Here is a 22,844-nt window from a genome sequence, read left to right as displayed (position 1 = left end):
ACAGACGAAGACATCATCACTCAGGGGCGGCCGAACTTGGCTTCGAGTTCCGCCACCTGTTCCGGGGTCATCCCACGTGGGTTCTTGCCCTGAAGCAGCAGGAACAGCTTGGCGGTTTCCTCAAGCTCTTCCGTGGCATAGACCGCCGCTTCCAGGGTCTTGCCGGCCACTACCGGGCCATGATTGGCCAGCAACACGGCGCAGTGCTTGCCGGCCAGGCCACGCACGGCATCGCCCAGCGCGGGGTCGCCCGGCATGTAGTAAGGCACCAGCGGCAACTTGCCGACCCGCATCACGTAATAGGCCGTCAGCGGAGGAATGCACTCACAGGGATTCACGTCCGGCAGGCAGGACACCGCCACCGAGTGGGTCGAATGCAGGTGGACGATGGCACCCGACTGCGGGCGCTCGTCATACATGGCGCGATGCAGGAAGTGCTCCTTGGTCGGCGCGTCGCCATCGATCAATACGCCCTGGGCGTCGAGGCGCGAGATGCGCGCCGGGTTCAGGCGCCCCAAGCAGGCATTGGTCGGCGTCATCAACCAGCCCCCATCGTCCAGCCGCTGGCTGATGTTGCCGCTGGACCCCATGGTCAGGCCGCGGTCGAACAGTGACTTGCCGTAGGTGGCGATCTGCTCACGCAACACGTTGATGTTGTGCTGTGACTGACTCATGCGTTCTCCTCGCGAGGATTCATGGCATCCAGCACGTCGAATGCCCGGGTAAAGAAGTCTTCACCCCCGAAGTTGCCGGACTTGAGTGTCAGCGAGAGCATCGCCTCCGGCTGCGAGGGGCCGGCGGCCGGGTGCGGTGCCTGTGTCCAGGGAACGCCGGGGTCGATCTGGCCGCCGATACGCAGCTCACGGATGTCGAGCGCCGAGACCACCGCGCCGGAGGTCTCTCCCCCCGCCACCAGCAGGCGCCCGACGCCTTCTCCAACCAGCGTGCTGGCCAGACTGGCCAGGGCGCACTCGATGAGCTCACCGGCCTGCTTGACGCCCAGTGACGCCTGCGCCGCCTTGACGCTTTCCGGCTCGGCCGAGGCGTAGATCAGAAATGGCTTGGGCTCCGGCGCCGCCAGTTGCTCACGGGCGAAGCCCAGCGCCGCCTCGAAGTGGGCATCGCCCGCGTTGAGCTTGACGGGGTCCAGTGCGAAGGCAGCATGCTGCTGCGTGAAGTGCGCCACCTGCTTGAGCGTCATGCGAGAACAACTGCCGGACAGCACCATCGCGGCGCCCTGGGCCGGGGCCAGCACCGCCGCATCATCGATCAGCTCAAGCCAGCCCTTGCGGCGGTACTGGGCAGGCAAGGCCTGGGCGAGGCCAGAGCCACCGGTGACCAGCGTGTGATCGACCAGCGCCTCGGCCAGTACCTCGAGATCCTGCTCATCGAGGCTGTCACAGACCACGTGACGCACGTCTTGATGGGCAAGCTCGTCCAGACGCTGACGGGCCGCCTGCGCGCCGCGGCGCAGAGTGGCGTGATCGAGCAGCCCCACGCCATGCGGGGTCTGGCGTGACAGCACGCGCACGATGTCGGCATCGGTCATCGGATTGAGGGGATGATGCTGCATGCCGCTGTCATTGAGCAGGCGGTCGCCGACGAACAGATGGCCCTGATAGACACTGCGCCCGTTGATGGGGAACGCCGGCACGAAGGCCGTCTGCGTGGCGGACAAGGCCTCCAGCAAGGCATCGGCGACCGGTCCGATGTTGCCCTCGGGCGTGGAATCGAACGTCGAGCAGTACTTGAAGAACAGCTGGCGCGCGCCCTGGGCTTTCAGCCATTCAAGCGCCGCGAGGGATTCACTGATCGCCTGATCCACCGGGCAGCTGCGCGACTTGAGCGCGACCACCACGGCGTCGACCTCAGTCAGATCCAGCCCGTTCGCCGCCCCTTCCTGCAGCGCGTCCTGGGGTACCCCGATCACCTGCACGGTGCGCATGCCGGCACGTACCAGGTTGTTGGCAAGATCCGTCGCGCCGGTGAAGTCATCGGCGATTCCGCCCAGTACGATCGCCATCACTGCGCTCCTTCATCATTCGCGGCCGGCAGGCTGAAACTGCCGAGACGCTGATAGACCTTGATGACGGCCGAATCATCCTCGCGCCCGAAGCCTGCGCCACTGGCGGCGGTGAACTGCTGCAGGGCACTGCCGGCCACCGGCATGGCAAGCTTCAGCTCGCGGCCGGTGCTGTGCACGATGTTGAGGTCCTTGACGAAGATGTCGACAGCCGACAGCGGCGTGTAATCGCCCTTGAGGATGTGCGGCACGCGATTCTCGAACATCCAGGAATTGCCCGCGGAATGGGTGATGACGTCATACAGGGTGTCGGGGTCGATCCCCATGCTCATGCCCAGCGCCATGGCTTCTGCCGCCGCCGCGATGTGCACGCCGGCGAGATGCTGGTTGACCAGCTTGACGCTCGAGCCCGTGCCGGCGCAGTCGCCCAGCCGATAGACATTGGCCGCCATCGCCGCCAGCACGCGTTCCGCCTTGACGTAAGCCGCTTCACTGCCGGAGGACATCACGGACAGCTCACCACTGCGTGCCTTGACGGCGCCGCCGCTGATCGGGGCGTCGAGCAGCTCCAGCTGCATGCCGTTCAGGCGGGTTTCGAGTTCACGCGCGAAGCTCGGCGCCACGGTGGCGCACTGGATCACCAGGCTACCCGGCGCAAGTCGCTCGGCCAGACCGCCCTCTCCCTCGGCCCCGAACAGCACCTGCTCGACCTGATCGGCATTCACCACGACCAGCACCACCACCTGACACTCGGCCGCCAGATCCAGCGGCGAGGCAACGGCGCGGCCACCCGCCGCTTCGAAGGCCTGACAGGCGGCGGGCGAGATATCACAGCCGATCACGTCCAGGCCTGCTGCCAGCATGGCGCGCGCACTGCCCATTCCCATCGCGCCGAGGCCGACAAGGCCGATCACTGGTGAAGTCGTTGCTGCTGTCATCTCGCATCTCCCGCGGAAGCTGTTTCAAGTGATGATCAAGGCGACCTCATGCGGCACACCGATCAGCACTTCGCTGAATGTTAGCGCTATCATGTTAGCGCTAACATCATTAATAGATTAGGCTCCAAGCCACGACAAGCGGCAAATGAGAAAACGCGACATATGTCTAATCCACCATCATCTCCCCGCCGCAGCCGCAAGGGGGCCATGCAGCCGACCCTCAATGACGTGGCCCGGGAAGCCGGAGTCTCCTCGATCACCGTCTCGCGCTACTTCAATAGCCCCGACAGCGTGCGCGAAGCGACACGCGTCAAGGTCGAAGCGGCCATCGAGAAGGTCGGCTACGTGCGCAACATGATTGCCGGCAGCCTGGCCTCGGCCTCCAGTCGCGTAATTCCGGTGATCGTGCCCTCGTTGTCCAACGTGGTGTTCATCGACGTGATCAAGGGCCTGCAGGATGAATTCGAGGCACACGGCTATCAGCTGCTGCTGGGCAAGACGGATTACGATCTGGCTCGGGAAACCCAGCTGATCCGTACCTTTCTGGGCTGGTCGGCCGCAGGCCTGGTGGTGACGGGGCTGCGCCATGACGATGCGACGCGCCAGATACTGGAGAACTGGAATCAGCCCATCGTTGAGATCATGGAGCTGGGGGAAGGGTTGGATCTGAACGTGGGGATGGATCATGTCGCCGCCGGACGCGCCATGACCGAGCACCTGCTGGCACGCGGGTATCGCACGATCCACTTCGCCGGTGCCGAGCTCGATCGCGACTATCGCGCGGCGATGCGCTATGCCGGGCACCGTGAGGCGCTGGCGGCGGCCGGCATCGAGGACGCCCCTCTGCTCGACCTGCCCGTGCGTCAACAGATGACCAGCGGTGCTCAGGCGCTTGAGCGTATCCGAACGACATTCCCTGACTGCGACGCCATCCACTTCGCCAACGATGACATGGCCTGCGGTGCCATTCTCGCCGCCGCCAGGCTTGGCGTGCATATCCCGGACGACATCGCCATCGCCGGCTTCAATGGCCTGCCGATCGGGGAGCATGTCACACCGCGCCTCACCACCATCATCTCACCGCGGGAGCAGATCGGCCGCATGGCAGCGCGCAAGCTGCTGGCGCGCATCAATGGTGAACCCGTCGGAGAACTGAGCCACGACCTGGGGTTCACGCTGCGGGTCGGTGGCAGCACCTGAGGCCGCGATGCCTCCTTTAAGGCGCAGCTCGATTGGCTCACGATCGAGGCTTCTCACCGGTACATTCGCGTCCGTCAGGGCGGGTTGGCGCCCAGCCTGAGCAAAGTTGACGTAAAACGCAAAGTATCCGGCGTCTTCTGATCATCTCGCTGCCCTCAACTTCACGACACTGTGTTCAACAAAGGCGCAGAGGCAATGCGACCGGGACGTGCAGGTCGACGTCTGGTGACATGGCCGCTGCGACTTACCGCAGACAAGTGTTCTGACACGTGAGGCCCGACGATGAATCGCAAGACTATCCTGACATGCGCCATCACTGGCGCGGGTGATACCGCCAGCAAGAACCCGAATGTCCCGGTGACGCCGAAGCAGATCGCCGATGACTGCATCGCGGCCGCCAAGGCCGGTGCCAGCGTGGCCCACATTCACGTGCGTGATCCGGAGACCGGCGGCATCAGCCACTCCACCGAGCACTTCCGTGAAGTCATGGACCGTGTGCGTTCCGCCGACACCGACATCGTCATGAACATCACCGCAGGTGGCGGCGGCGACTGGATTCCGGACGTCAACGACCCGACTCGTGGTGGCCCGGGCACCGACATCCAGACCCCCGCCGAGCGTCACGCGCCGATCCAGGAACTGCTGCCGGAACTGTGCACCCTGGACTGCGGCAGCCTGAACTTCGGCGACATGGTCTACATCAACACCGCTGATTGGCTGCGCGAGCACGCTCGTCTGGTGCAGGCCGCTGGCGTCAAGCCGGAGCTCGAGTGCTTCGATCTGGGCCACGTCTGGTTCGCCCGTCAGCTGCAGCAGGAAGGTCTGCTCGACGACGACCTGCTCTTCCAGCTGTGCCTGGGCATCCCGTGGGGCGCGGAAGCTGACACCGAAACCATGCTGACCATGAAGAACAAGCTGCCGACCAACTCCAACTGGGCAGCCTTCGGTATCGGCCGCATGCAGATGCCGATGGTCGCACAGGCCGTGCTGCTGGGCGGTCACGCTCGCGTCGGTCTCGAAGACAACCTCTATCTGTCCAAGGGCGTGATGGCGACCAACGCGCAGCTGGTCGAGAAGTCCTCTGGCATCATCGAGAACTTGGGTTCCAGCGTGATGACCCCGGCCGAGACGCGTGAATTCCTCAAGCTGCGTGATCCGTCCGCTGGCGATATCGCTGCACTCGAAACCGCTGGAGGTGTCGCATGAGCCAGTTGTCTGTCGTAGGGACCGGTGTCATCGGCAATGGCTGGATCTCACGCGCACTGGCCAATGGCTGGGATGTGGTCGCCTTTGACCCGGCGCCGGACGCCGAAGCCCGCACTCGCGCCTTCGTAGCGAATGCCTGGCATGCGCTGGAAAAGGATGGCCTGGCAGAAGGTGCCTCCGTCGATCGTCTGCGCTTCGCCGCGACCCTCGAGGAAGCCGTGGTCGGCGCCGATCTGATCCAGGAAAACGTGCCGGAGCGTCTGCCGCTCAAGCAGGAAATCCTCAGCGCCATCGATGCCGCGGCCGAAGAGCACGTCGTGATCGGCTCTTCCACCTCCGGCTTCAAGCCGACCGATCTGCAACAGGACTGCAAGAAGGCACCGGGCCGCGTCATCGTCGCTCACCCCTTCAACCCGGTCTATCTGCTGCCGCTGGTCGAGCTGGTCGGTGGCGAGCACACCTCACCGGCACTGCTGGAAGGCGCCCGTGATGACTACCAGCAGCTGGCGATGCGTCCGCTGATCGTGCGTCGCGAGATCGAAGGCCACATCGCTGACCGCCTGATGGAAGCGCTGTGGCGTGAAGCCCTGCACCTGGTCAACGACGGCGTCGCCACCACCGAAGAGATCGACGCTGCCGTCGTCTATGGCTGTGGTCTGCGCTGGTCGCTGATGGGCACCTTCCTGACCTTCCACCTGGCAGGCGGCGAGCCGGGCATGCGTCACATGCTCGAGCAGTTCGGCCCGGCCCTGAAACTGCCGTGGACCAAACTCGAAGCGCCGGAGCTGACCGACGAGCTGATCGACAAGGTCGTGGAAGGCTGCGAATACCAGGCTGCGGGCCGCCCGGTCGCCGAGCTGGACCGTCGTCGCGATGAATTCCTGGTCGAGCTCTTGAGCCTGACGCGCAAGTACTGGCCGGAAGCCGAAGGCCTCGAGGGGCGTATCTGATGGACCTGCTCGAGATCACGGTGCCGCATGAGTGGGTCGACTATAACGGCCACATGAATGATGCCGAGTACGCGCGTGCCTTCTCGATGGCGGTCGAAGCCTTGATGGAGCACGTGGGTCTGGATGCCGAGGGTCGTCGTGAACACGACCTGACCATCTACACCCTGGAGACGCATCTGTGCTATCTGGCGGAAGCGCATGAAGGCCAGACGCTCAAGGTCAAGGTCCTGCTGCTGGACCATGATGCCAAGCGCCAGCATGTGCTGTTCACCCTGACGGATGCCGACGGCGGCGAGATCGCCACCAGCGAGCAGATGTTGATGGCGATGAGCATCAGCGGCGGTCGCCCGACGCCCTGCCCGGAATCGGTGGCGGAGCGCATTGCCGCCCTGCCCCAGCCGGCAGGCGAAGAGGACTGGCCCAAGGCGGCCGGTCGTCGTATCGCCATCCGCCGCAAGACGGCCTGAGACGTGTGACAATCGATGTCCGCTTCGGATAACAAGTCGCTGATTTAACGTCGAAACCCGCACCCTGCCAGTCTTCTGGCGGGGTGTTATTGTCTTGGGACACCCGCCGAGAGCCGATTCATGACCATGACGCCTTCCCCCATCACCTGTCGCGCCTTCATCGATGACTTCGCGCACGGCATGGATGAAATGGTAGAGATGCCCCTGGCAGACGCCCGCAAGCGCTATGAACAACTGTGCCAGCAACTTGGTGCGCCGCTCGCCGAGGGCGTCACGACCCACGAGAATCACGTCGAGATCGCCGGCCGCGCAACGCCGCTGCGCCTGCGCCACTTCATCCCGGAGGTGGCGCGCAAGGCGGAAGGCAACCTGCCGGCACCGGTGGTGTTTCTGCACGGCGGGGCCTGGCAGATAGGCTCGCCGGAGAGCCATCAGGGCATCGCCTCCAGCCTGGCCGCCCAGCTGGGGCGTGAGGTGGTCAGTGTCGATTATCGCCTGCTGCCGGAAGCCAACTATCAGGACGCACTGGCGGATTGCCTGGCGACCATCGAGCATCTCTCCGCCACTGTCGAACCGGTGGCCATCGTCGGTGACAGCGCCGGCGCTCGACTGGCAATGGATGTGGCGCGCCGACTCGATACCGAGATGCCCAACATCGGCCTGCAGGGCACGCGCATGCAAAGCCTCGGCACCCACGGCGCGGAAATGGAGACGGCCCACCATCAGGAGCATCCGGCCCCCGACAAGCCCACAAGCTATGTGCTGGGGCTGATCTACCCGCCGATGGACCCGGTCTTCGTGCTGGCCAAGGAGAACGAGTTCGCGCTGGGCTCGGATGCGCCGCTGCTCGGCCGCGATGAAGTGGTCAGCATGTGGCTGACCGTCGCCGAGGGCGACCGCTCCGCCAGCTATTCGCCCTCGCCGGCCCATTCCCAGCAGCCGCCAGCACGCCAGATCGAAGTGCTGGCCGCCGAACATGACCCGCTGACGCAACCGCTGGAGGCAGCGGTGGATGTCTGGCGCTGGCGTGGTGCCGATGTCGGCTATCGCAGTGCAAGCGGCATGGTGCATGCGGCGCTGCACGCGCATCACGCGCTCCCCGAAATGCAGCACGCCTGGCAGGCCTTCTGTGAAGCCCTCGACCGGCGCCTGTGCGCCCTGGACTAGCGCAAGCCCCTCACGTACGCAAACGCCCAGCCACGAGAGTCGTGACTGGGCGTTTGCGTTACTGGTGACAGACATAGCTGGTGACCGACATAGTTGACGGCAGATATAGCTGATGAATGAAAGGCCTGGTAATGACCGCTCGAGCGTCAAGCCGTCGCCTAAGTCTTCAGACTCGCCGGTGACATGAAGCGCAGCTCGATGGCGACCGGGCACTGACGGATGCGCTGATGCCACTCTTGCTCCAGCCGCTCCCGCGTCATGTCCTGAGACGAATCGTCCGTCAGCACGACCACGACGATCAGTCTGAAATTGGCCTCCAGAGTGCGGTCCGCCAGCAGCGCTTCGTAGAGCAGACTTTGCAGCACCGTCTGCGCTCTGGCGTAGTGCTTGAGCACCTTCACTTCAATGAACGTGAAGGGGGCGCTTTCTCCCTCGAGCAGCGCATCGAAGCAGGCATCGGTCTCGCCGACACGCACATGACGCGTCATTCCACCGCTCGCACTAACGCCCGCAGTGGAGGATTCCTGCATCTGACGCAGCACCGCATCCTTCAGCTGGGTCATCTGCTGGCGATGATGATCCAGATGCTCGGCACGCGATAACGACGTCTTCTCGTCGGTGCCGTCCTGAGGGCTCAACAGCTGCGCGACATCGGCATCGTCGACGGCCTGCCCGCTATCCTCATCTGCGGCTGATACCTGAGCCTCGGCGTCTGCTCCACCCTGCTGCCAATCACTCTCCCCCAGCGACTCCTGCACCTCGCGAGTCAGACGCTGCTCCTGCTCGGCTGGCGACAGCGTGCGCATGAAGGAGCGGTCCTTGTCGTAATCCCCCGGCGCATATAACTTGCCGTGGTGATGGGTCACGAGTCGATAGAACACCGCCAGCACCAGCAGCGGAAACACCACGATGAAACCGATCAACGGCCAACGCTCCGCCAGCGTCAGCGTCTCGGCCGCCGAATTCAGCAGCAGACTCGCGAAGCCATAAATCAACGAGATGAACAACGCGATGATACCCAGCGGGTTCCGCGCCAACTGCTTGGCATATTTCATGAACTGCATACGCGCTCCATTCCTTGGGGCTTACTGAGGGCATCCTCATGCAATGGGGGCGAGCAGCCTGATAATGCAAGAGGCCAGCCTCACCACTGCATCACGATGAAGGTCAGTGTCATCACGCTGATGGCGACTAGCCAGGTGCCCAGCAAACGGTGAGCGATTACGAAAGCCGACTCGGAGAGAAAGCGACCGGCCAACGCAAGAACTCTCCAGCCAGCAACAACGATGAGGAGTATGGCCATCATCACTCCCAGCAGTATTGCCACGGGCTTGGTGGCCACGTCATGACCGACGAACAGCAGGGCGACCATCAGCCCCGACAATGTTTCCGGGACACGCCCCATCAGCGCCCTTCCCCACAGCGTGCACAGCGGTAGATGAATCGACACCAGCAAGACCGTGACGATCGCAAAGCCCACGACCGCCATCACCAGCGAGTCCGGCGCGTACAGTGACACCACAATTCCCAGCACCATGGCATTGATCAGACGCAGGACACCGCGTAGCCATTCGGCTTCCGTAACCCGGCCTAATTTGGCGGCGAAACGACTGGTTGGCTATAGAACCTCAACGGCTATGAACTGTGGAGCGAAACCCTCGGCCACATCTGCTGTTCCATGTCGATCGAAGTCTGCATGATCGCCGTACTGGCGCACTTCTCCAAGCCCATCACAGGCGCCTGGAGCAAGTAACTTCCAGCTCCATCTCTGAGATGAGCGCAATAAAAAGGCGCCCCTGCTTTCGCAGGGGCGCCTTTTTATTGTTACAACGGTACGCGCAGATCAGCCTTCGATAGTCATGCGGCACAGCAGCGTGTTGTCCTGCTTGAGGCTGTCGCCCCAGACGAACCTGGCGTTGTCGTCCCAGTCGATATCGTCATAGCCATCTTTCGGGCTGACGTCGCTGGCAGCGTGTTCAATGGCAGCCGGCCAGTCGCTATCGTCGAAGTCCGGGGCGGTCCAATCATCATCAACCGTGGTTTCCTCGAAGGCACAAGCACCCTCACCCGCTTGTGGGTCACTTTCGTCTTCGCAGGAAGTCTTCACCGGTGCGTGATGTACAACGAGACAATGCATGTCGCTGTTGGTGACACCGATGACGTCACCTGTCTTTGCATCACGGAACTGGGCGATCATGCCGCCATCGCCCATCTGCTGACGATCGGTGCCGATATATTCAAGGCCTGAGTCATTCTCCTTGAAGTCCCTGGCCTCGATGGCAATAGTCACCGGGAATTGCGTCTCGATGATGGCGGTTTCTGAATTGAAAGAGCGCTCAGAGGTGATCGGCACGCTGTCTTGCATCGCCTTCTCGCCATTGACGTACATTTCAAACCAGTTATCGGCCCATACCTCGGCCTTGAGTCTGGTACCACTCTGAGGACCGGCCTTGGGCTTTTCCGCATGCGCATCCTTGGCGTGTGAATCAGCAAAGGCAGGTGCAGCAGCAAAAATGAGGGCGGCGGTCAGTAATGTGCGCATGAGGGTTCCTTTCGTGGTGAATAGCGATCGGTCTTCTTGGCTTGCAGGGGCTGTCTTGCGTCCATCATCTGCTCAGTTGCGCAAGGTGATGGAGGATGAATCAATGACCTTGCCCTTGAGCGCCTCGGTCATCGTCTCCCAGTTCACGCTCATGTCGTCATGATTCGGCAGCGAATCCAGCGGTGCTTTCAAGGCATACAGCGTGATCATGTATTCGTGATATGAGCCCTCGGGACCGGGAGGTGAACAAGGCGGCGTATACCCGATACGTTTCTTGTCCTTGTCGGCGCCCTCATCCCCCAACGACGCCGGGTTGCCGCGCGGCAAGGCGTGGGTATCTGCCGGAAGATTCCACAGCAGCCAATACTGGCTGGGAGCGTCACGTCCTTCGACAGTGCCTTTGGGATAGTGATGCATGATGAGGGCAAGGCTCTGTGTGCCGTCAGGCACATCCCCCCATGTCAGTGGGGGTGTGACGCCATCGCCGCCGTCACGAGTGCATTTCAGGTCATCCGGCAACCAGCCGTCATCACTGAACGCAGGACTGGTGAGCGTGAGGTCGCCTTGTGCAAGCACAGGCTTGGCCATGGGCCCGGCAAGGGCCAACGTACAAAGCCCAAGGGCCATCCCACGCGCGAGACGCGTCTGCCAAGCACTTGAGAACTCGCCCGACAGATTGCCCGAAGACTTGCTTGCTGACCTGCACGACTCTGCATGACTCATCGGCAGTACTCTCCTGTCTTGACGTCTCCACCATCTGTCACGGTACGCGTTTCAAAGTCATAGCAATCGGGCGTGTCGCTGGGCGTATAGCGAATGTAATAGGCTTCACCGTGATAGATGTAATCCATGCTGCGCTTGCCGCTTTCCTGCTGGGTAAAGACGAGGTCTTCCACGCCGCCCTGCGGAGGTGTCCCGGCAGGACGCCCACGGCTATTGGCATCGCTGGTATCGTTTGCGACTGACAATGGCGCTACACGTGGCAAGTCCTTCTGGTCAGGCACTTTCCCCATCAGGCACTGCACGATATAGGGCGCCTTCTGCGAAGTGTGGTAGCGATAGCCAAAGGTCTTGTCCGGCTGGCCATTGCAGATATCCAGCGCTTCGTTCGCGATATGACTGCCATCTGGATTATCGTCGCCATAGATGGGGTACCCATCCAGCGCCCAACCGATGATGGGGTTGTCATCGGCATTCTTCATCCTGTCGATCATGCAGGTGGGTTTGACATGATAGTGGTAATCATCGCCACGCCCGGAATGCCCACCGCAGGCATCCAGCTGTTTGGTGGCCAGGGTATCGTTGTCTGCCTGGTAGCTTGCGAGGTCGTTCTGACTCATCTCGCCGCCCCCGGTGTAGTCGTAGATCGGCACGCCATTGACGGCCACACCCAGCGCAGCATCACGCGTATAAGGTGTCTCCTCACTGCCGCGCATCTTGGGCTCCAGCACTACGGGCGATGCGTAACCCTTGGCAGGTACCGGTACCTGCTCATTGATGCCGACGATGCCGGTCATCATCTCGTGGTCCGGCCAGGTGTCCGAAGCAATCAATGCCTTGCCATCGTGACAGCTGACCGACACCGAATCGTCAAAGCCGGCGTCCTTCACCGAGGCTTTCACTGCATCACAGCGCGTCTTCTGCCTGGCTGTCAGTGATGCCGGGTCATTGGCGATAGACTGCGCAGCGTGAAATGCCAACGGCGCCAGAAGCGCAGTCGCCATGCCCAGCGCAATGGAACGACGCATGACGCGCCCTCGTCCATGCGAGTTCTGATCGGTGGATGACATGCCTCCTCCTTTGATGTCCTGGCGATGGAATCCGATCCAGACTCCTTGAAGAGAGCGGCCCGATGGCCGCCCCAAGCCCAACCTTGGGCAACTTCACGTGTGGTGGTTCTTGGGTTCTTGTGGTGGTTCCGATGCCGGCTCGAACAGCAGGCACTACCACTGCATGACGATGAATGTCAGGGTCATCACGCCGATGGCAACCAGCCAGGCGCCCAGCACGCGTTGGGCGATGACGAAAGCCGACTCGGGGAGCAAGCGCCCGGCCAGTGCAAGAATCCCCCAGCCGGCGACAACGATGAGGAGTATGGCCGTCATTACGCCCAGTAGTATTGCCACTGGGGTAGTGGCCACGTCATGCCCGACGAACAGCAGGGCGACCACCAGCCCCGACAACGTTGCCGGGACACGCGCCATCAGCGCCCTGCCCCACAGCGTGCGCAGCGGTAGATGAATCGACACCAGCAAGGCCGTGACGATCGCAAAGCCCACCACTGCCATCACCAGCGAATCCGGCGCGTACAGCGCCACCACGATTCCCAGCACCATGGCATTGATCAGACGCAGAACACCGCGCAGCCACTCACCAGTCGTGAAGCGGCTCTGACAGGCAACGCCCACCAGACTGGCCGTCAGCAGCAGATACAGGATCACCGGACTTCCGGTGGCGGCGCGAACACCCAACAGCCATTGATCCCATATCATCATGCCAGGGCCTCCATCAGGAAGTAGACACCCAACAGCGCCGTCACTGCGCCCAGTACCCGTAGCAACACGCCCTGATGAAAGCGCTCTGCCACTACGCCCACGCCGATACCGGCGGCATGCAGACTGCCGGTGGCCAACATGAAGCCCATCGCGAAGGCGAAGGGATCAGAGGCCAGGGGCAATTCCGCCCCGTGGGCGTAGCCATGACAGATCGCGAACACCGAGACCACCAGACAGGCGAGCCACAGCGGCAATGCGACCCGCCACACGATGAAGGCGCCGAGCACCAGCGCGGAAAGCGCGATACCGATCTCGATGCCAGGCAGCGCCAGGCCCACGATGCCGACCACGCTGCCCAGCGCCATGATCATCGGGAAGACGACCGGCAGCAGCCAGGTGGCGGGCCGCCCCAGAATCACGCCCCACAGGCCCACCGCCACCATGGCCGTGAAGTGATCAAGCCCGGTCAGGGGATGCAGGAAGCCCGCGGCAAAGCCGCCGACCGAATCGGTATCGACATGGGCATGCGCAGCCCCGGAGAACATGACCAGCAACAGGCCCAGGCGAGAGATGGCTGCCCGCGTGAGTCGCGGCGCCGAAAAGCGGGTGAACGTCATGAGGTAACAATCCTTCGGTGAAAAGCATGAAGCCCCGCGGCAATGCAGGTCTCTCGCATGGCCGCAGGGCTTCTTCATACAGCACGCTATTTCATGCAGCGCTTGTGCTGAGGCAGTCCGCGCGACTGTCGGCAAGGTGGCGCGCCAGGCTGCCGCCCCAAGCTGCCGCCCCAAGCTGCCGCCCCAAGCTGCCGCCCCAAGCTGCCGTCCTAAGCTGGCAGTCAGCAGCCTGATAAACAACCGCCTCTACTGCTCGCTGGATGCCTGAGACGGGGCCTCTGACGGCTGATCAGACTCCGGGCGATCAGACGTATCCTTCTCCGGCCCACCCGGGCCGGGGCCCTGGCCCGGTATGCGCGGCGAGCCGATGCCCATGCTGGCCGTGGTCACGAAGTTGTCCTTGGCGACCACGCCCTTGAGGCACTTGGGTAGATTCGGGAACTCGTCGGTGGCGTGATAATGGTACTCGCCCTCGGGGTGGCGCTCGGTCGGGCCGAAGTGACCATTGCAGCTGTCGAGGTCCGTCGGGGCGCTGCCGCCGGCGTCCTGGGTGCCGAACATCGGATAGCCATCGAAGGCATAGGCGAACTGGGCGGTATGGCTCTGTGGCAGCTGACAGTGGGCATCAACACCGTGCTCATCATAGAGGGTGTCGATATCGGTCGCCGTGGCATGCCAGTGATACCAGCCACCGGGATCGACATGCCCGCCGCAGGTATCCAGCGCCGGCAGGTTGCCGGTATCCAGCACTGACGGGGCGTCAGCGAAGATCGGCACGCCATCCAGGGCGAGGCCGATCTTGGCGACGGTGCCCAGCGGCGTGGGCTCGTCAGCCTTGACCGGCTCAAGGGGCAGCAGCACGGTCATCTCGACACTTTCATCCTCGGCCACGTTGAGGCAGTTGTTGGCCTCGACCGGCCTCTTGCTCAGGTCCGTCATGATGTGGAGCGTTTCGTCGTCATCATGGAAATGGAAGCCGAGCGTATCGAGCATCTCGAAGAAGGCGCGATCCAGCCGATACAGGCCCGAGTTCTCGCCATCCCAGTCCCAGATACCGCCCACGTCATCCAGAGATGGCGGGCAGAACGGGCCGGTTTTCAGGCCGTCCGGCTTGTACTTGACTACCAGACGGGTGCACTGGGTCTGCGTGCCATTTTCCAGCGTACAGCTCACCGTTTCAGGGGCTTTCACCAGCGCGGCCGAGGAGAATTGGCTCGGCACGACTTCAGCGTGAGCCGCGCCGGCCATCAGCATCGCGACCGATGCTGACAGCACAGCAGCGGGCAAGCGTGCCTTGTGCCGCACGGCAGTTGCACGATGAGGAGGTGTGATGGTCATTCAATGACTCCTGACAGGACGCTTGAACATCGCGGTAAGCGCAAGATGTCACCGCGACAGAAAGGGTGAATCAACCAGAACGCATGCAAAAGAGAGCGCTTCAGTCTACAAGCCAGCGCTGACAACCGGCGCCACAGACAGCAACGCCCGCCCTCTGATTCCATGCAACATCATCAGAGTGGCGGGCGAAGCATTCACGGTGCATGCGGCGCAGGCGCCTTCAGCCTCAGCGTTCCGCTGGGCCGCCCGGCGGCTTGGCACCCTCGGGCAGGCAGGCAAGACCTTCACCGCCATCGGCCGGCGCGTCACCTGATGCACCCGGGCCAGGGCCGCCCTCGGGGGGTGCGATGCACTGACCGGGGATCAGATCCTGCTGACCTTGCACCTGAATCTGACACTGGTCTCCCACCTGCTTGGCGATGCATGCCTCCAACGCTTCCTGAGGCGGCTTGCCGCGCGGCGGTTGCTGCGCCGCACTCACGGCACTGACTGCCAGCAGGGCACCGGTGATGGCAAACATTGCGCCACTGCGGGCGATGGCCTGACTCACGCCAGAGAGACCAGAAAGCTTCATCATGCTCGTTCCTTGTGTATTCGTGCGGATGAACGCAGGGTGCCGCCAGAGTGTGCAGGCAATATGTCAAAAAGCCGCAACCACGCCGACAACCCGAGGCAACCCCTGCACTCGCAAGGGCTCCCCCAGTCACACAAGAGAAGCCTTCGGCATCAGGCCTCGTCGTGAGGCTTTTGCCCTTCAGGCCCGCCCTCGGGCGGCCCACCTGCCGGGCGTTCATCTGCCTTGCAGACCGCATCCGGCGAGTCGAGCGCACAGCCGATCTCGCCCTTGAAGCAGCCCAGAATCTCGTTCTTCTCGGCACTGTTGCCGTGATAGTGATAGCCGATCCCTTGAGCGACGTGACCGCTGCAGGCATCCAGCTCGGCCTTTTCAGCGTCATCTCCGGTCAGCTTGGCCAGAATCGGATAACCGTCCATCGCGAAGCCGATCATCGGGGCATCCGCTTCAGACGTCTGCTGCTTGGGGCTACAGCCATTGGCACCGTGGTAGTGATAGCCCACGTGCAGATTCACATGCCCCCCGCAATCGTCGAACGGGGCCAGAGTATGGGCAGCGAGAATCGCATCCTGCGGCGCTGCGGCATCGAATCTAACGCCGTTGAAGGCGATACCCCGTGGGCCTGGCGTGCGCCCTGTCGCCTCATCCTGACGGGCAACAGGCACCAAGGGCAGCACATAGGTGGTCTCGACGACCTCTTCCATGTATTCCGTGCGGCATTCCACGCAGTAGTTGTTGTACTCCTCGGCCACATCCGGCCGCGCCGCCTGATCGCACGCGGTCCTGGTATCGGTGACGTGAACCTTGCCGGTGCCCTCATCGAACAACTGCCACTCGGGGTCATCATAGAACGTGGCCAGATTCTCGATGAAGGCGCCATCTACGTCGTATTGGGTGCCGTCGCGCACCCAGATACCGCCCTCATCAGCAGTGTCCGAGATATTGCCCGGGCACCAGGGGCCCATCTCATCGGCGGCCAGCGAGTTCTTGAGCGTGATGCTGAAACACTGGGTCTCGGTGCCGCCGGAAAGCGTGCAATCCACCACCTCGGGGCCTGCCACGACGCTATCGGCATCGAACATCGTCTTGATAGTTGCCAGGCGCTCGCTCATGTCGGTGCCGTGAGCCACGGCGGTCGTGGAGGCCATCAAGGCGATGGCGCTCCCCAATAGCAGCTTGCTTGTCAGATGCTTCATTCCCCATCCCCTTGTCATTGCGAAAGTCGCTCTCATGCCTCTGCAGGCCACACGCAGCTATCACTCACCTGCGGCAAACGCCGGCTGAAACCTCGTACTTCATCCAGCACAAGACGCACCCTGCCCGACAGCATGGCACCTCAAGGCGTGGATACCCGCTTTCTGGCAGCCTTTCCCATCAGATCACGTTTTGACACGCGGGTATGACAGCCGCATGAGGACCGCCGGCAAAAGCCAGTGGTGAGAGCCGAACGCAGGCAAGGTGGCGCACGAACTTGCAGCAATTGTTGAAAGCAGCGCCCTTGTGTTGAAAGAAGCGCCCTTGGCCAGGTCTCAGCGCGTCTGGCGCGGGGAATGCCCGAAGTGGTTGCGGTAGGCACGCGAGAAGCTGGAGCTGGAGGTAAAACCGCTCGACAGCCCGACCGAGAGAATATCGAGGTCGGTTTCCTTGAGCAGATGCCGCGCCCGCTCCAGGCGCAGCCGCAGGTACCAGGCCCGCGGCGAGGTCGACAGCTCCTGCTCGAACAGGCGCTGCAACTGGCGCAGCGAGACGCGACAGCGCTTCGCCAGCTCCTCCAGCGACAATGGGGTGTCCAGGTTCTGCTCCATCAGGGCGACCGCATCGACCAGCTGGCGCTTGTGGGTGCCCAGGCGGCGCGCCAACGTCATGCGCTGCTGGTCCGTCCGCGTGCGCATGCGGTCGTGTACCAGCTGCTCCGAGACATCCACCGCCAGCGCCGTACCGTGTCGGCGGGCAATCACATCCAGCGCCATGTCCATCGCGGCTGCCCCACCGGCACAGGAGAAGCGCCGCGCGCCCAGCTCGAACAGCTCATCCGAGGTACTGATGGTCGGGAATCGCTCACGAAACGCCGGCAGGCTTTCCCAGTGCAGCGTGACACGCTCACCGTCCAGCAGTCCTGCCGCCGCCAGCAGGAAACAGCCGGTATCCAGGCCGCCCAGCACACAGCCTCCGCCATCGAGACGATGCAGCCAGCCCGTCAAGGCGCGATTGAGGTGCGCCTCGGGCTCGAAACCGCTGCATACCGCCAGCGAAGGCAGGGAGCGAATATCGAGAATGCTGTGGTCGGCGACCAGCGTCATGCCACTGGAAGACGTGACCGGCTGGCCATCCTCACTGATGAGCAACCAGCGAAACAGCGGCTTGCCACTGATGCGATTGGCGATGCGCAGAGGCTCCACGGCCGCGAAGAACGCCATCATCGAGAAGCGTGGCAGCAAGAGAAACCCGATGGTTTCCGGTAGCGGGCCGATGTAATCGAGTCGCATCGTTCAGTGGCTCCAGAGAGTGAGAAGATGAATCCGCCCTGCCCGGCGAATGAGCGCAAGCAGCGTCAATGACGTCGTGAGGGCAAGCGCCTGAGGTGTAGGCTCCGCTCACGCCCCTCCATCGCCGGAATGCTATCCCGAAAACGTCCAGCAGACGACCAATATTGTCGCTTTAAGACAATCAAGAGTCGTTTCACGTCAAGAATATCATTGCATGATTTCTGCCTCTCGGACAGCCGCGACACCCCTGCGCGATAGCCCTTGCCAATGAGCCTGCGTGACCGAATGGGCTCGCTGGCGAACGCGCTTTTCTGACACAGCCAATTTTCCAGAAGCTGTAGCCATCAAAATCAATTCCATACATAATATATTGTAATGCTTTGAGGGAGTTAGCGTCTTCCCGCGCCTCTCGACAAGCATTCACGTCTTCATCTCGTTGCCTTATCGACAACAATTTTTCGCGACAGATGAACGGTCATTCCGCCGTGACCGCGACAGGGAACGCTGGCCCTACGACCAGCTCGAACAGGAGATATTGCGTGACCCCACCTCAGCCTGACCCCGCCTCACCTGACAATTCCAGTACTAAAAACGCCAGTACCAAAAACGCCACCGATAACAACACCACCTCAGACGGCAGCGCCGCGGCAGTCGTCGGTTCTCAGCGCTACCATTCGCCGGACCTGAGCCTGCGCGTCGAGACCTCCGGCCCGCTCAAGGGCATGCACAAGGGCATGACCCTGACCTCCGCCGGCCTGCTGCTGCTTTTCGTTCTCGCCACCGGTCTGGCTCCCGAGCTGTCCTCCAGCCTGTTTGGCGCCGCGCGCGCCTGGATCGAATCCACTTTCGGCACCTATTACCTGGTGACCATCGTCGGCCTGATCGGCCTGTGCATTGCCCTCGTCTTCTCCCCTTGGGGCAAGCTGCGCCTGGGCGCGCCGGATAGCCGCCCTGAATTCTCGCGCTTCACCTGGATCTCGATGCTGCTCTCGGCAGGCGTCGGGATCGGCATCCTGTTCTTCGGCGTCGCCGAACCGATGTTCTACTTCGACAACTCCGGCGGCTTCGGGTATCCCAACAATCCGCACGCTGACCTCGCCGGCCATATGGCGATGGATCACGCCCGCGCCGTCGACGCTCTCAAGCTGGCCTTCTTCCACTGGGGTCTGCACGGCTGGGCGGTCTATGTCATCGTCGGCATGACGCTGGCCTACTTCGCCTATCGCCGCAATCTGCCGCTGGCACTGCGCTCCGCGCTCTATCCCCTGATCGGTGACCGCATCTACGGCCCCATCGGCCATGCCGTCGACATCATGGGGGTACTGGGCTGCGTGTTCGGTATCGCTACCTCACTGGGGCTGGGTGTCAGTCAGATCGCCGTCGGCCTCAACCGCCTGACCGGTATCGACTCGGGTATCGGCACCCAAGTCGTGCTGATCGCGATCATCAGCGTCATTTCCATCGCCTCGGCGGTCTCCGGCGTCAAGCGCGGCATCCGCATCATTTCCGAGCTGAATGTCGGCGTGTCCGTCATCGTGGTCGGCAGCTTCCTGATCGGTGGCCCGACCCTATGGCTGATCAGCATGTTCGGCGAGACGGTCGTCTCCTACGTACGTGACGTCATCCCCATGGGGCTGTGGGTCGCGAGCACGCCGGTCGAGCGCGACTGGCAGGATGCCTGGACCATCTTCTACTGGGCATGGTGGCTGGCATGGGCGCCGTTCATCGGTCTGTTCATCGCTCGTATCTCCAAGGGCCGCACCCTGCGTGAGTTCATCCTCGGCGTGCTGATTGCCCCGCCGCTGATCATCTTCATCTGGCAGACCCTGTTCGGCGGCACCGCGCTGCATCAGGAGCTGAACGCGGCCATGGGCCCGGGCACTGGCCAGTTGATGGGCATGATTCGCGACTGGAATCTGCCAGAGGCACTGTTCGCTACCGCCGATGCGCTGGTGAGCAATGACATTCTCAGCACCGTGCTTACATCGCTGCTGATCTTCCTGCTGATCAGCTGGTTCGTGACCAGCTCGGACTCCAGCACCCTGGTCATCACCACCATCCTGTCGATGGGCGATGAAGACCCGCTGCCGCGTCACCGCATCTTCTGGGGTGTCTGCATCGGCTCCGTCGCGGCGGTGCTGCTGATGGCAGGCGGGCTCAAGGCGCTGCAGACGGTCCTGATGGCTGCTGCCCTGCCGGTCAGCTTCGTGATCCTCGCCATGACGCTTGGCCTGCTGGTCGCGCTGGTCGATGAATCGCGCAGCATGATCACGTCGCGTCGTCAGCCGAAGACCGGCCCGCAAGCCACGCCGCGAGCGGTCAGCCAGACCAACGCGGGCTAGGCCCTCTGCCAGTGGTTTCGGAATGTAAGGTTTCATAATGCAAGCGTAGAGAAGGCAACATGGCGCTCTCAGCAAAAGCGCCACGGCTCTCTCGGCAATTGCACCGAGATCACAGGCTCACTGGCCCGCATTTATTAGAATGTGTGTGACCACAGCATAAGAATCGCGTGACCATAGCGTCACAATCGTGTCACCCACGCGTCATCAATGCCCGCTCAGGCCAACACCTGAGCGGGCATTGTCATTTCTGGCGTCTTTTGCATGCTCTTCACGTCGTGTTGTGGCAAGCAGGCGTCGCTTACCTCCAACGTCCACGCACCGCGCCTGACTAGTCTGGAAAGGCGCAACCCTCAGCCTGACAACCGGTTGCGTTGCTGACAGGACACTGACAGCAAAAGTGCCTAGCCAGGTACGCATGACACTCTTGGCGCTCTCGAGATTGGCCATCCCCGGCATTGGCCTGAACGAGAATCCCACCCCCACTTTAGCCACCGGCCTTGCCCGTATCGATTCCGCACTCAGGGCTTCAATGTAATCAGCCTCAAGGCACTCAGGCCGCAGCACGAACGACAGCTCGAACAGCATTAGAACGACAGCTCGAACAGCATTAGAACGACAGCTCACACAACAACTACAACAATTCAGGAGTCTTCTCATGGCAGCGACAGACCATGATCCACTCGGTGATCCCGCACCACACCCTTCGCAGAACAATGCCCTCACGGCACATATCCAGGTGGAAACCAGCGGTCCGCTCAAGGGCATGCACAAGGGCATGACCCTGACCTCGGCCGGCCTGTTGCTGGCGTTCGTCGTCGGGGCCGGCCTCTCTCCCGATGGGGCGGCCGCGATCTTCGGTGCCGCGCGCAGCTGGATCGAACATACCTTCGGCACCTACTACCTGGTGCTGGTGGTCGCGATGATCGCCCTGTCGCTGGTACTGGTGTGCTCGCCGTGGGGCAGCCTGCGCCTCGGTCCCAAGGACAGCGCCCCGGAGTTCTCACGCTTCACCTGGATCTCGATGTTGCTCTCGGCAGGTGTCGGCATCGGCGTGCTGTTCTTCGGTGTCGCCGAGCCGATGTTCTATTTCGACAATTCCGGTGGCTTCGGCTACCCGAACAACCCGCATGCGGATCTGGCCGGCGCGACCGCCATGGATCACGCCCGCGCCGTCGAGGCGCTCAAGGTGGCCTTCTTCCACTGGGGGCTGCATGGTTGGGCGATCTACGGCATGGTCGGCATGACACTGGCCTACTTCGCCTATCGCAGGAAACTGCCGCTGGCGCTGCGTTCCGCGCTCTATCCGCTGATCGGTGATCGCATCTACGGCCCGATCGGCCATGCCGTCGACATCATGGGCGTGCTGGGCTGCGTGTTCGGCATCGCCACCTCACTGGGCCTGGGCGTCAGCCAGATCGCGGTGGGCCTCAATCGCCTTACCGGCCTGGATGCCGGCATCGGCACCCAGCTGGCGCTGATCGTCGCGATCAGTGCAATCTCGATCGCCTCGGCGGTATCCGGCATCAAGCGCGGGATTCGCTTCATCTCCGAGCTGAACATCGGCGTGTCGGTTCTCGTGGTCGGCAGCTTCCTGATCGGCGGCCCGACGCTGTGGCTGATCTCGCTGTTCGGCGAAACGCTACTGGCCTATCTCCGCGATGTGGTGCCGATGGGGCTGTGGGTCGCCGAGACCGCGGGAGAAAACAGCTGGCAGGTCGGCTGGACCATCTTCTACTGGGCCTGGTGGCTGGCGTGGGCCCCGTTCATCGGGCTGTTCATCGCCCGCATCTCCAAGGGCCGCACCCTGCGGGAATTCATTCTGGGCGTGCTGATCGCCCCGCCGCTGATCATCTTCATCTGGCAGGCACTGTTCGGTGGCACCGGCCTGTATCAGGAGCTGACGGCTAGCATGGGGGTCGGCAGCGGCGAGCTGATGACGCTGGTGCGCAACTGGAATCTGCCCGAAGCGCTGTTCGCCACCGCCGATGCCCTGGCGGGCAATAGCGTGCTGAGCGTCATCCTGTCGTCTCTACTGATCTTCCTGTTGATCAGCTGGTTCGTGACCAGCTCGGATTCCAGCACCCTGGTGGTCACGACCATCCTGTCGCTGGGCGATGAAGAACCGCTGGCGCGCCACCGCATCTTCTGGGGCATCTGCATCGGACTGGTGGCCGGTACGTTGCTGATGGCGGGCGGGCTCAAGGCGCTGCAGACCATCCTGATGGCTGCCGCCCTGCCGATGAGCTTCGTGATCGTGGCGATGACGCTGGGCCTTCTGGTAGCGCTATGCCAGGAATCCGGCATCGCCCTCATGAAACTCGGCAAGCCGAAGCCGGGCAGAGGCCAGGCCTGAGCTCGAGGCTGAGAGTAAGCCTGAACTTGTGTCAGTCCCCACATGAAGCCTCACTGGCATGACATGTTCTGCCAGACCGGTCCTGCCAACCCCCACTCGCCGAGCCATCCCGTCACAGGGGCGGCTCGGCGAGTCGCGTTGGGCAA

21 protein-coding genes are annotated in these 22,844 nt (G+C 62.6%); 7 read left to right on the top strand and 14 right to left on the bottom strand.

Annotation, left to right across the window (positions count from 1 at the left end; genetic code table 11):
* Window positions 1-20: 20 nt before the first annotated feature.
* From otnC to ltnD, 3 genes are read right to left on the bottom strand one after another with little or no spacing between them, the layout of a single operon-like run.
* Window positions 21-674 (bottom strand): 3-oxo-tetronate 4-phosphate decarboxylase, encoded by a 654-nt coding sequence (gene otnC / locus AOG28_RS16260; RefSeq protein ID WP_054557180.1) that lies wholly within the window; start codon window positions 672-674, stop codon window positions 21-23.
* Window positions 671-2,023: a 3-oxo-tetronate kinase gene (otnK, locus tag AOG28_RS16255; RefSeq protein ID WP_054557179.1), complete on the bottom strand. Its 1,353-nt coding sequence runs from the start codon at window positions 2,021-2,023 to the stop codon at window positions 671-673. The genes otnC and otnK overlap by 4 nt, the downstream gene beginning before the upstream one ends.
* On the bottom strand, window positions 2,023-2,961 hold the full coding sequence (gene ltnD, locus AOG28_RS16250) for an L-threonate dehydrogenase (RefSeq protein WP_054557178.1): 939 nt from the start codon (window positions 2,959-2,961) through the stop codon (window positions 2,023-2,025). Before ltnD ends, otnK begins: the two co-directional genes overlap by 1 nt.
* A gap of 162 nt (window positions 2,962-3,123) precedes the next feature.
* On the opposite strand from ltnD, the gene AOG28_RS16245 reads away from it, so the two are divergent.
* From AOG28_RS16245 to AOG28_RS16225, 5 genes are all read left to right on the top strand, one after another.
* The gene (locus AOG28_RS16245; RefSeq protein ID WP_054557177.1) at window positions 3,124-4,161 is read left to right on the top strand and encodes a LacI family DNA-binding transcriptional regulator; all 1,038 of its coding nucleotides are present in this window, start codon (window positions 3,124-3,126) and stop codon (window positions 4,159-4,161) included.
* A 282-nt stretch (window positions 4,162-4,443) separates the two neighbouring features.
* Window positions 4,444-5,367, top strand: coding sequence for a 3-keto-5-aminohexanoate cleavage protein (locus tag AOG28_RS16240; RefSeq protein ID WP_054557176.1), 924 nt, complete (start codon window positions 4,444-4,446; stop codon window positions 5,365-5,367).
* A complete protein-coding gene (locus tag AOG28_RS16235) occupies window positions 5,364-6,317 on the top strand; it encodes an L-carnitine dehydrogenase (protein ID WP_054557175.1) in 954 nt (317 codons plus the stop codon). Before AOG28_RS16240 ends, AOG28_RS16235 begins: the two co-directional genes overlap by 4 nt.
* The gene (locus AOG28_RS16230) at window positions 6,317-6,784 is read left to right on the top strand and encodes a thioesterase family protein (RefSeq protein WP_054557174.1); all 468 of its coding nucleotides are present in this window, start codon (window positions 6,317-6,319) and stop codon (window positions 6,782-6,784) included. Before AOG28_RS16235 ends, AOG28_RS16230 begins: the two co-directional genes overlap by 1 nt.
* 120 nt (window positions 6,785-6,904) lie before the next feature.
* Window positions 6,905-7,951 (top strand): alpha/beta hydrolase, encoded by a 1,047-nt coding sequence (locus tag AOG28_RS16225; RefSeq protein ID WP_054557173.1) that lies wholly within the window; start codon window positions 6,905-6,907, stop codon window positions 7,949-7,951.
* Window positions 7,952-8,109: 158 nt separating this feature from the next.
* On the opposite strand, the gene AOG28_RS16220 is transcribed toward AOG28_RS16225, so the two are convergent.
* The 11 genes from AOG28_RS16220 to AOG28_RS16170 all read right to left on the bottom strand — a co-directional run bounded on the left by AOG28_RS16220 (window position 8,110) and on the right by AOG28_RS16170 (window position 18,003).
* A complete protein-coding gene (locus AOG28_RS16220) occupies window positions 8,110-9,015 on the bottom strand; it encodes a hypothetical protein (RefSeq protein WP_054557172.1) in 906 nt (301 codons plus the stop codon).
* An 80-nt stretch (window positions 9,016-9,095) separates the two neighbouring features.
* On the bottom strand, window positions 9,096-9,470 hold the full coding sequence (locus AOG28_RS16215) for a hypothetical protein (RefSeq protein WP_152965463.1): 375 nt from the start codon (window positions 9,468-9,470) through the stop codon (window positions 9,096-9,098).
* Between the two features lie 324 nt (window positions 9,471-9,794).
* Window positions 9,795-10,493, bottom strand: a complete 699-nt coding sequence (locus tag AOG28_RS16210) for a hypothetical protein (protein WP_054557170.1) — start codon at window positions 10,491-10,493, stop codon at window positions 9,795-9,797.
* Between the two features lie 72 nt (window positions 10,494-10,565).
* The gene (locus AOG28_RS16205; protein ID WP_082388912.1) at window positions 10,566-11,216 is read right to left on the bottom strand and encodes a YbhB/YbcL family Raf kinase inhibitor-like protein; all 651 of its coding nucleotides are present in this window, start codon (window positions 11,214-11,216) and stop codon (window positions 10,566-10,568) included.
* Entirely contained in the window at window positions 11,213-12,283 is a 1,071-nt protein-coding gene (locus AOG28_RS16200) for a YHYH protein (protein ID WP_054557168.1), read from the bottom strand. Before AOG28_RS16200 ends, AOG28_RS16205 begins: the two co-directional genes overlap by 4 nt.
* Before the next feature lie 153 nt (window positions 12,284-12,436).
* Window positions 12,437-12,988: a hypothetical protein gene (locus AOG28_RS16195; RefSeq protein ID WP_054557167.1), complete on the bottom strand. Its 552-nt coding sequence runs from the start codon at window positions 12,986-12,988 to the stop codon at window positions 12,437-12,439.
* Complete coding sequence (locus tag AOG28_RS16190; protein WP_054557166.1) at window positions 12,985-13,605, bottom strand: HupE/UreJ family protein; 621 nt, start codon at window positions 13,603-13,605, stop codon at window positions 12,985-12,987. Before AOG28_RS16190 ends, AOG28_RS16195 begins: the two co-directional genes overlap by 4 nt.
* Window positions 13,606-13,851: 246 nt before the next feature.
* Complete coding sequence (locus AOG28_RS16185) at window positions 13,852-14,943, bottom strand: YHYH protein (protein ID WP_054557165.1); 1,092 nt, start codon at window positions 14,941-14,943, stop codon at window positions 13,852-13,854.
* A gap of 226 nt (window positions 14,944-15,169) precedes the next feature.
* Window positions 15,170-15,520 carry a hypothetical protein gene (locus AOG28_RS16180; RefSeq protein WP_054557164.1) on the bottom strand — a complete coding sequence of 117 codons (351 nt, stop codon included), beginning with the start codon at window positions 15,518-15,520 and terminating at the stop codon, window positions 15,170-15,172.
* 149 nt (window positions 15,521-15,669) lie between these two features.
* On the bottom strand, window positions 15,670-16,713 hold the full coding sequence (locus tag AOG28_RS16175) for a YHYH protein (RefSeq protein WP_054557163.1): 1,044 nt from the start codon (window positions 16,711-16,713) through the stop codon (window positions 15,670-15,672).
* A gap of 333 nt (window positions 16,714-17,046) precedes the next feature.
* On the bottom strand, window positions 17,047-18,003 hold the full coding sequence (locus AOG28_RS16170; RefSeq protein ID WP_054557162.1) for a GlxA family transcriptional regulator: 957 nt from the start codon (window positions 18,001-18,003) through the stop codon (window positions 17,047-17,049).
* Window positions 18,004-18,542: 539 nt separating this feature from the next.
* On the opposite strand from AOG28_RS16170, the gene AOG28_RS16165 reads away from it, so the two are divergent.
* Together AOG28_RS16165 and AOG28_RS16160 are read left to right on the top strand one after the other, a co-directional pair.
* Window positions 18,543-20,345, top strand: a complete 1,803-nt coding sequence (locus AOG28_RS16165) for a BCCT family transporter (RefSeq protein WP_235507064.1) — start codon at window positions 18,543-18,545, stop codon at window positions 20,343-20,345.
* 655 nt (window positions 20,346-21,000) lie between these two features.
* Window positions 21,001-22,698 carry a BCCT family transporter gene (locus tag AOG28_RS16160; protein WP_082388910.1) on the top strand — a complete coding sequence of 566 codons (1,698 nt, stop codon included), beginning with the start codon at window positions 21,001-21,003 and terminating at the stop codon, window positions 22,696-22,698.
* Window positions 22,699-22,844: the final 146 nt, after the last annotated feature.

Source organism: Cobetia sp. UCD-24C (assembly GCF_001306765.1).
Classification (GTDB): domain Bacteria; phylum Pseudomonadota; class Gammaproteobacteria; order Pseudomonadales; family Halomonadaceae; genus Cobetia; species Cobetia amphilecti.
The sequence above is the reverse complement of the archived record's forward strand: the minus strand, read 5'-3'. Positions and strand labels throughout refer to the sequence as shown.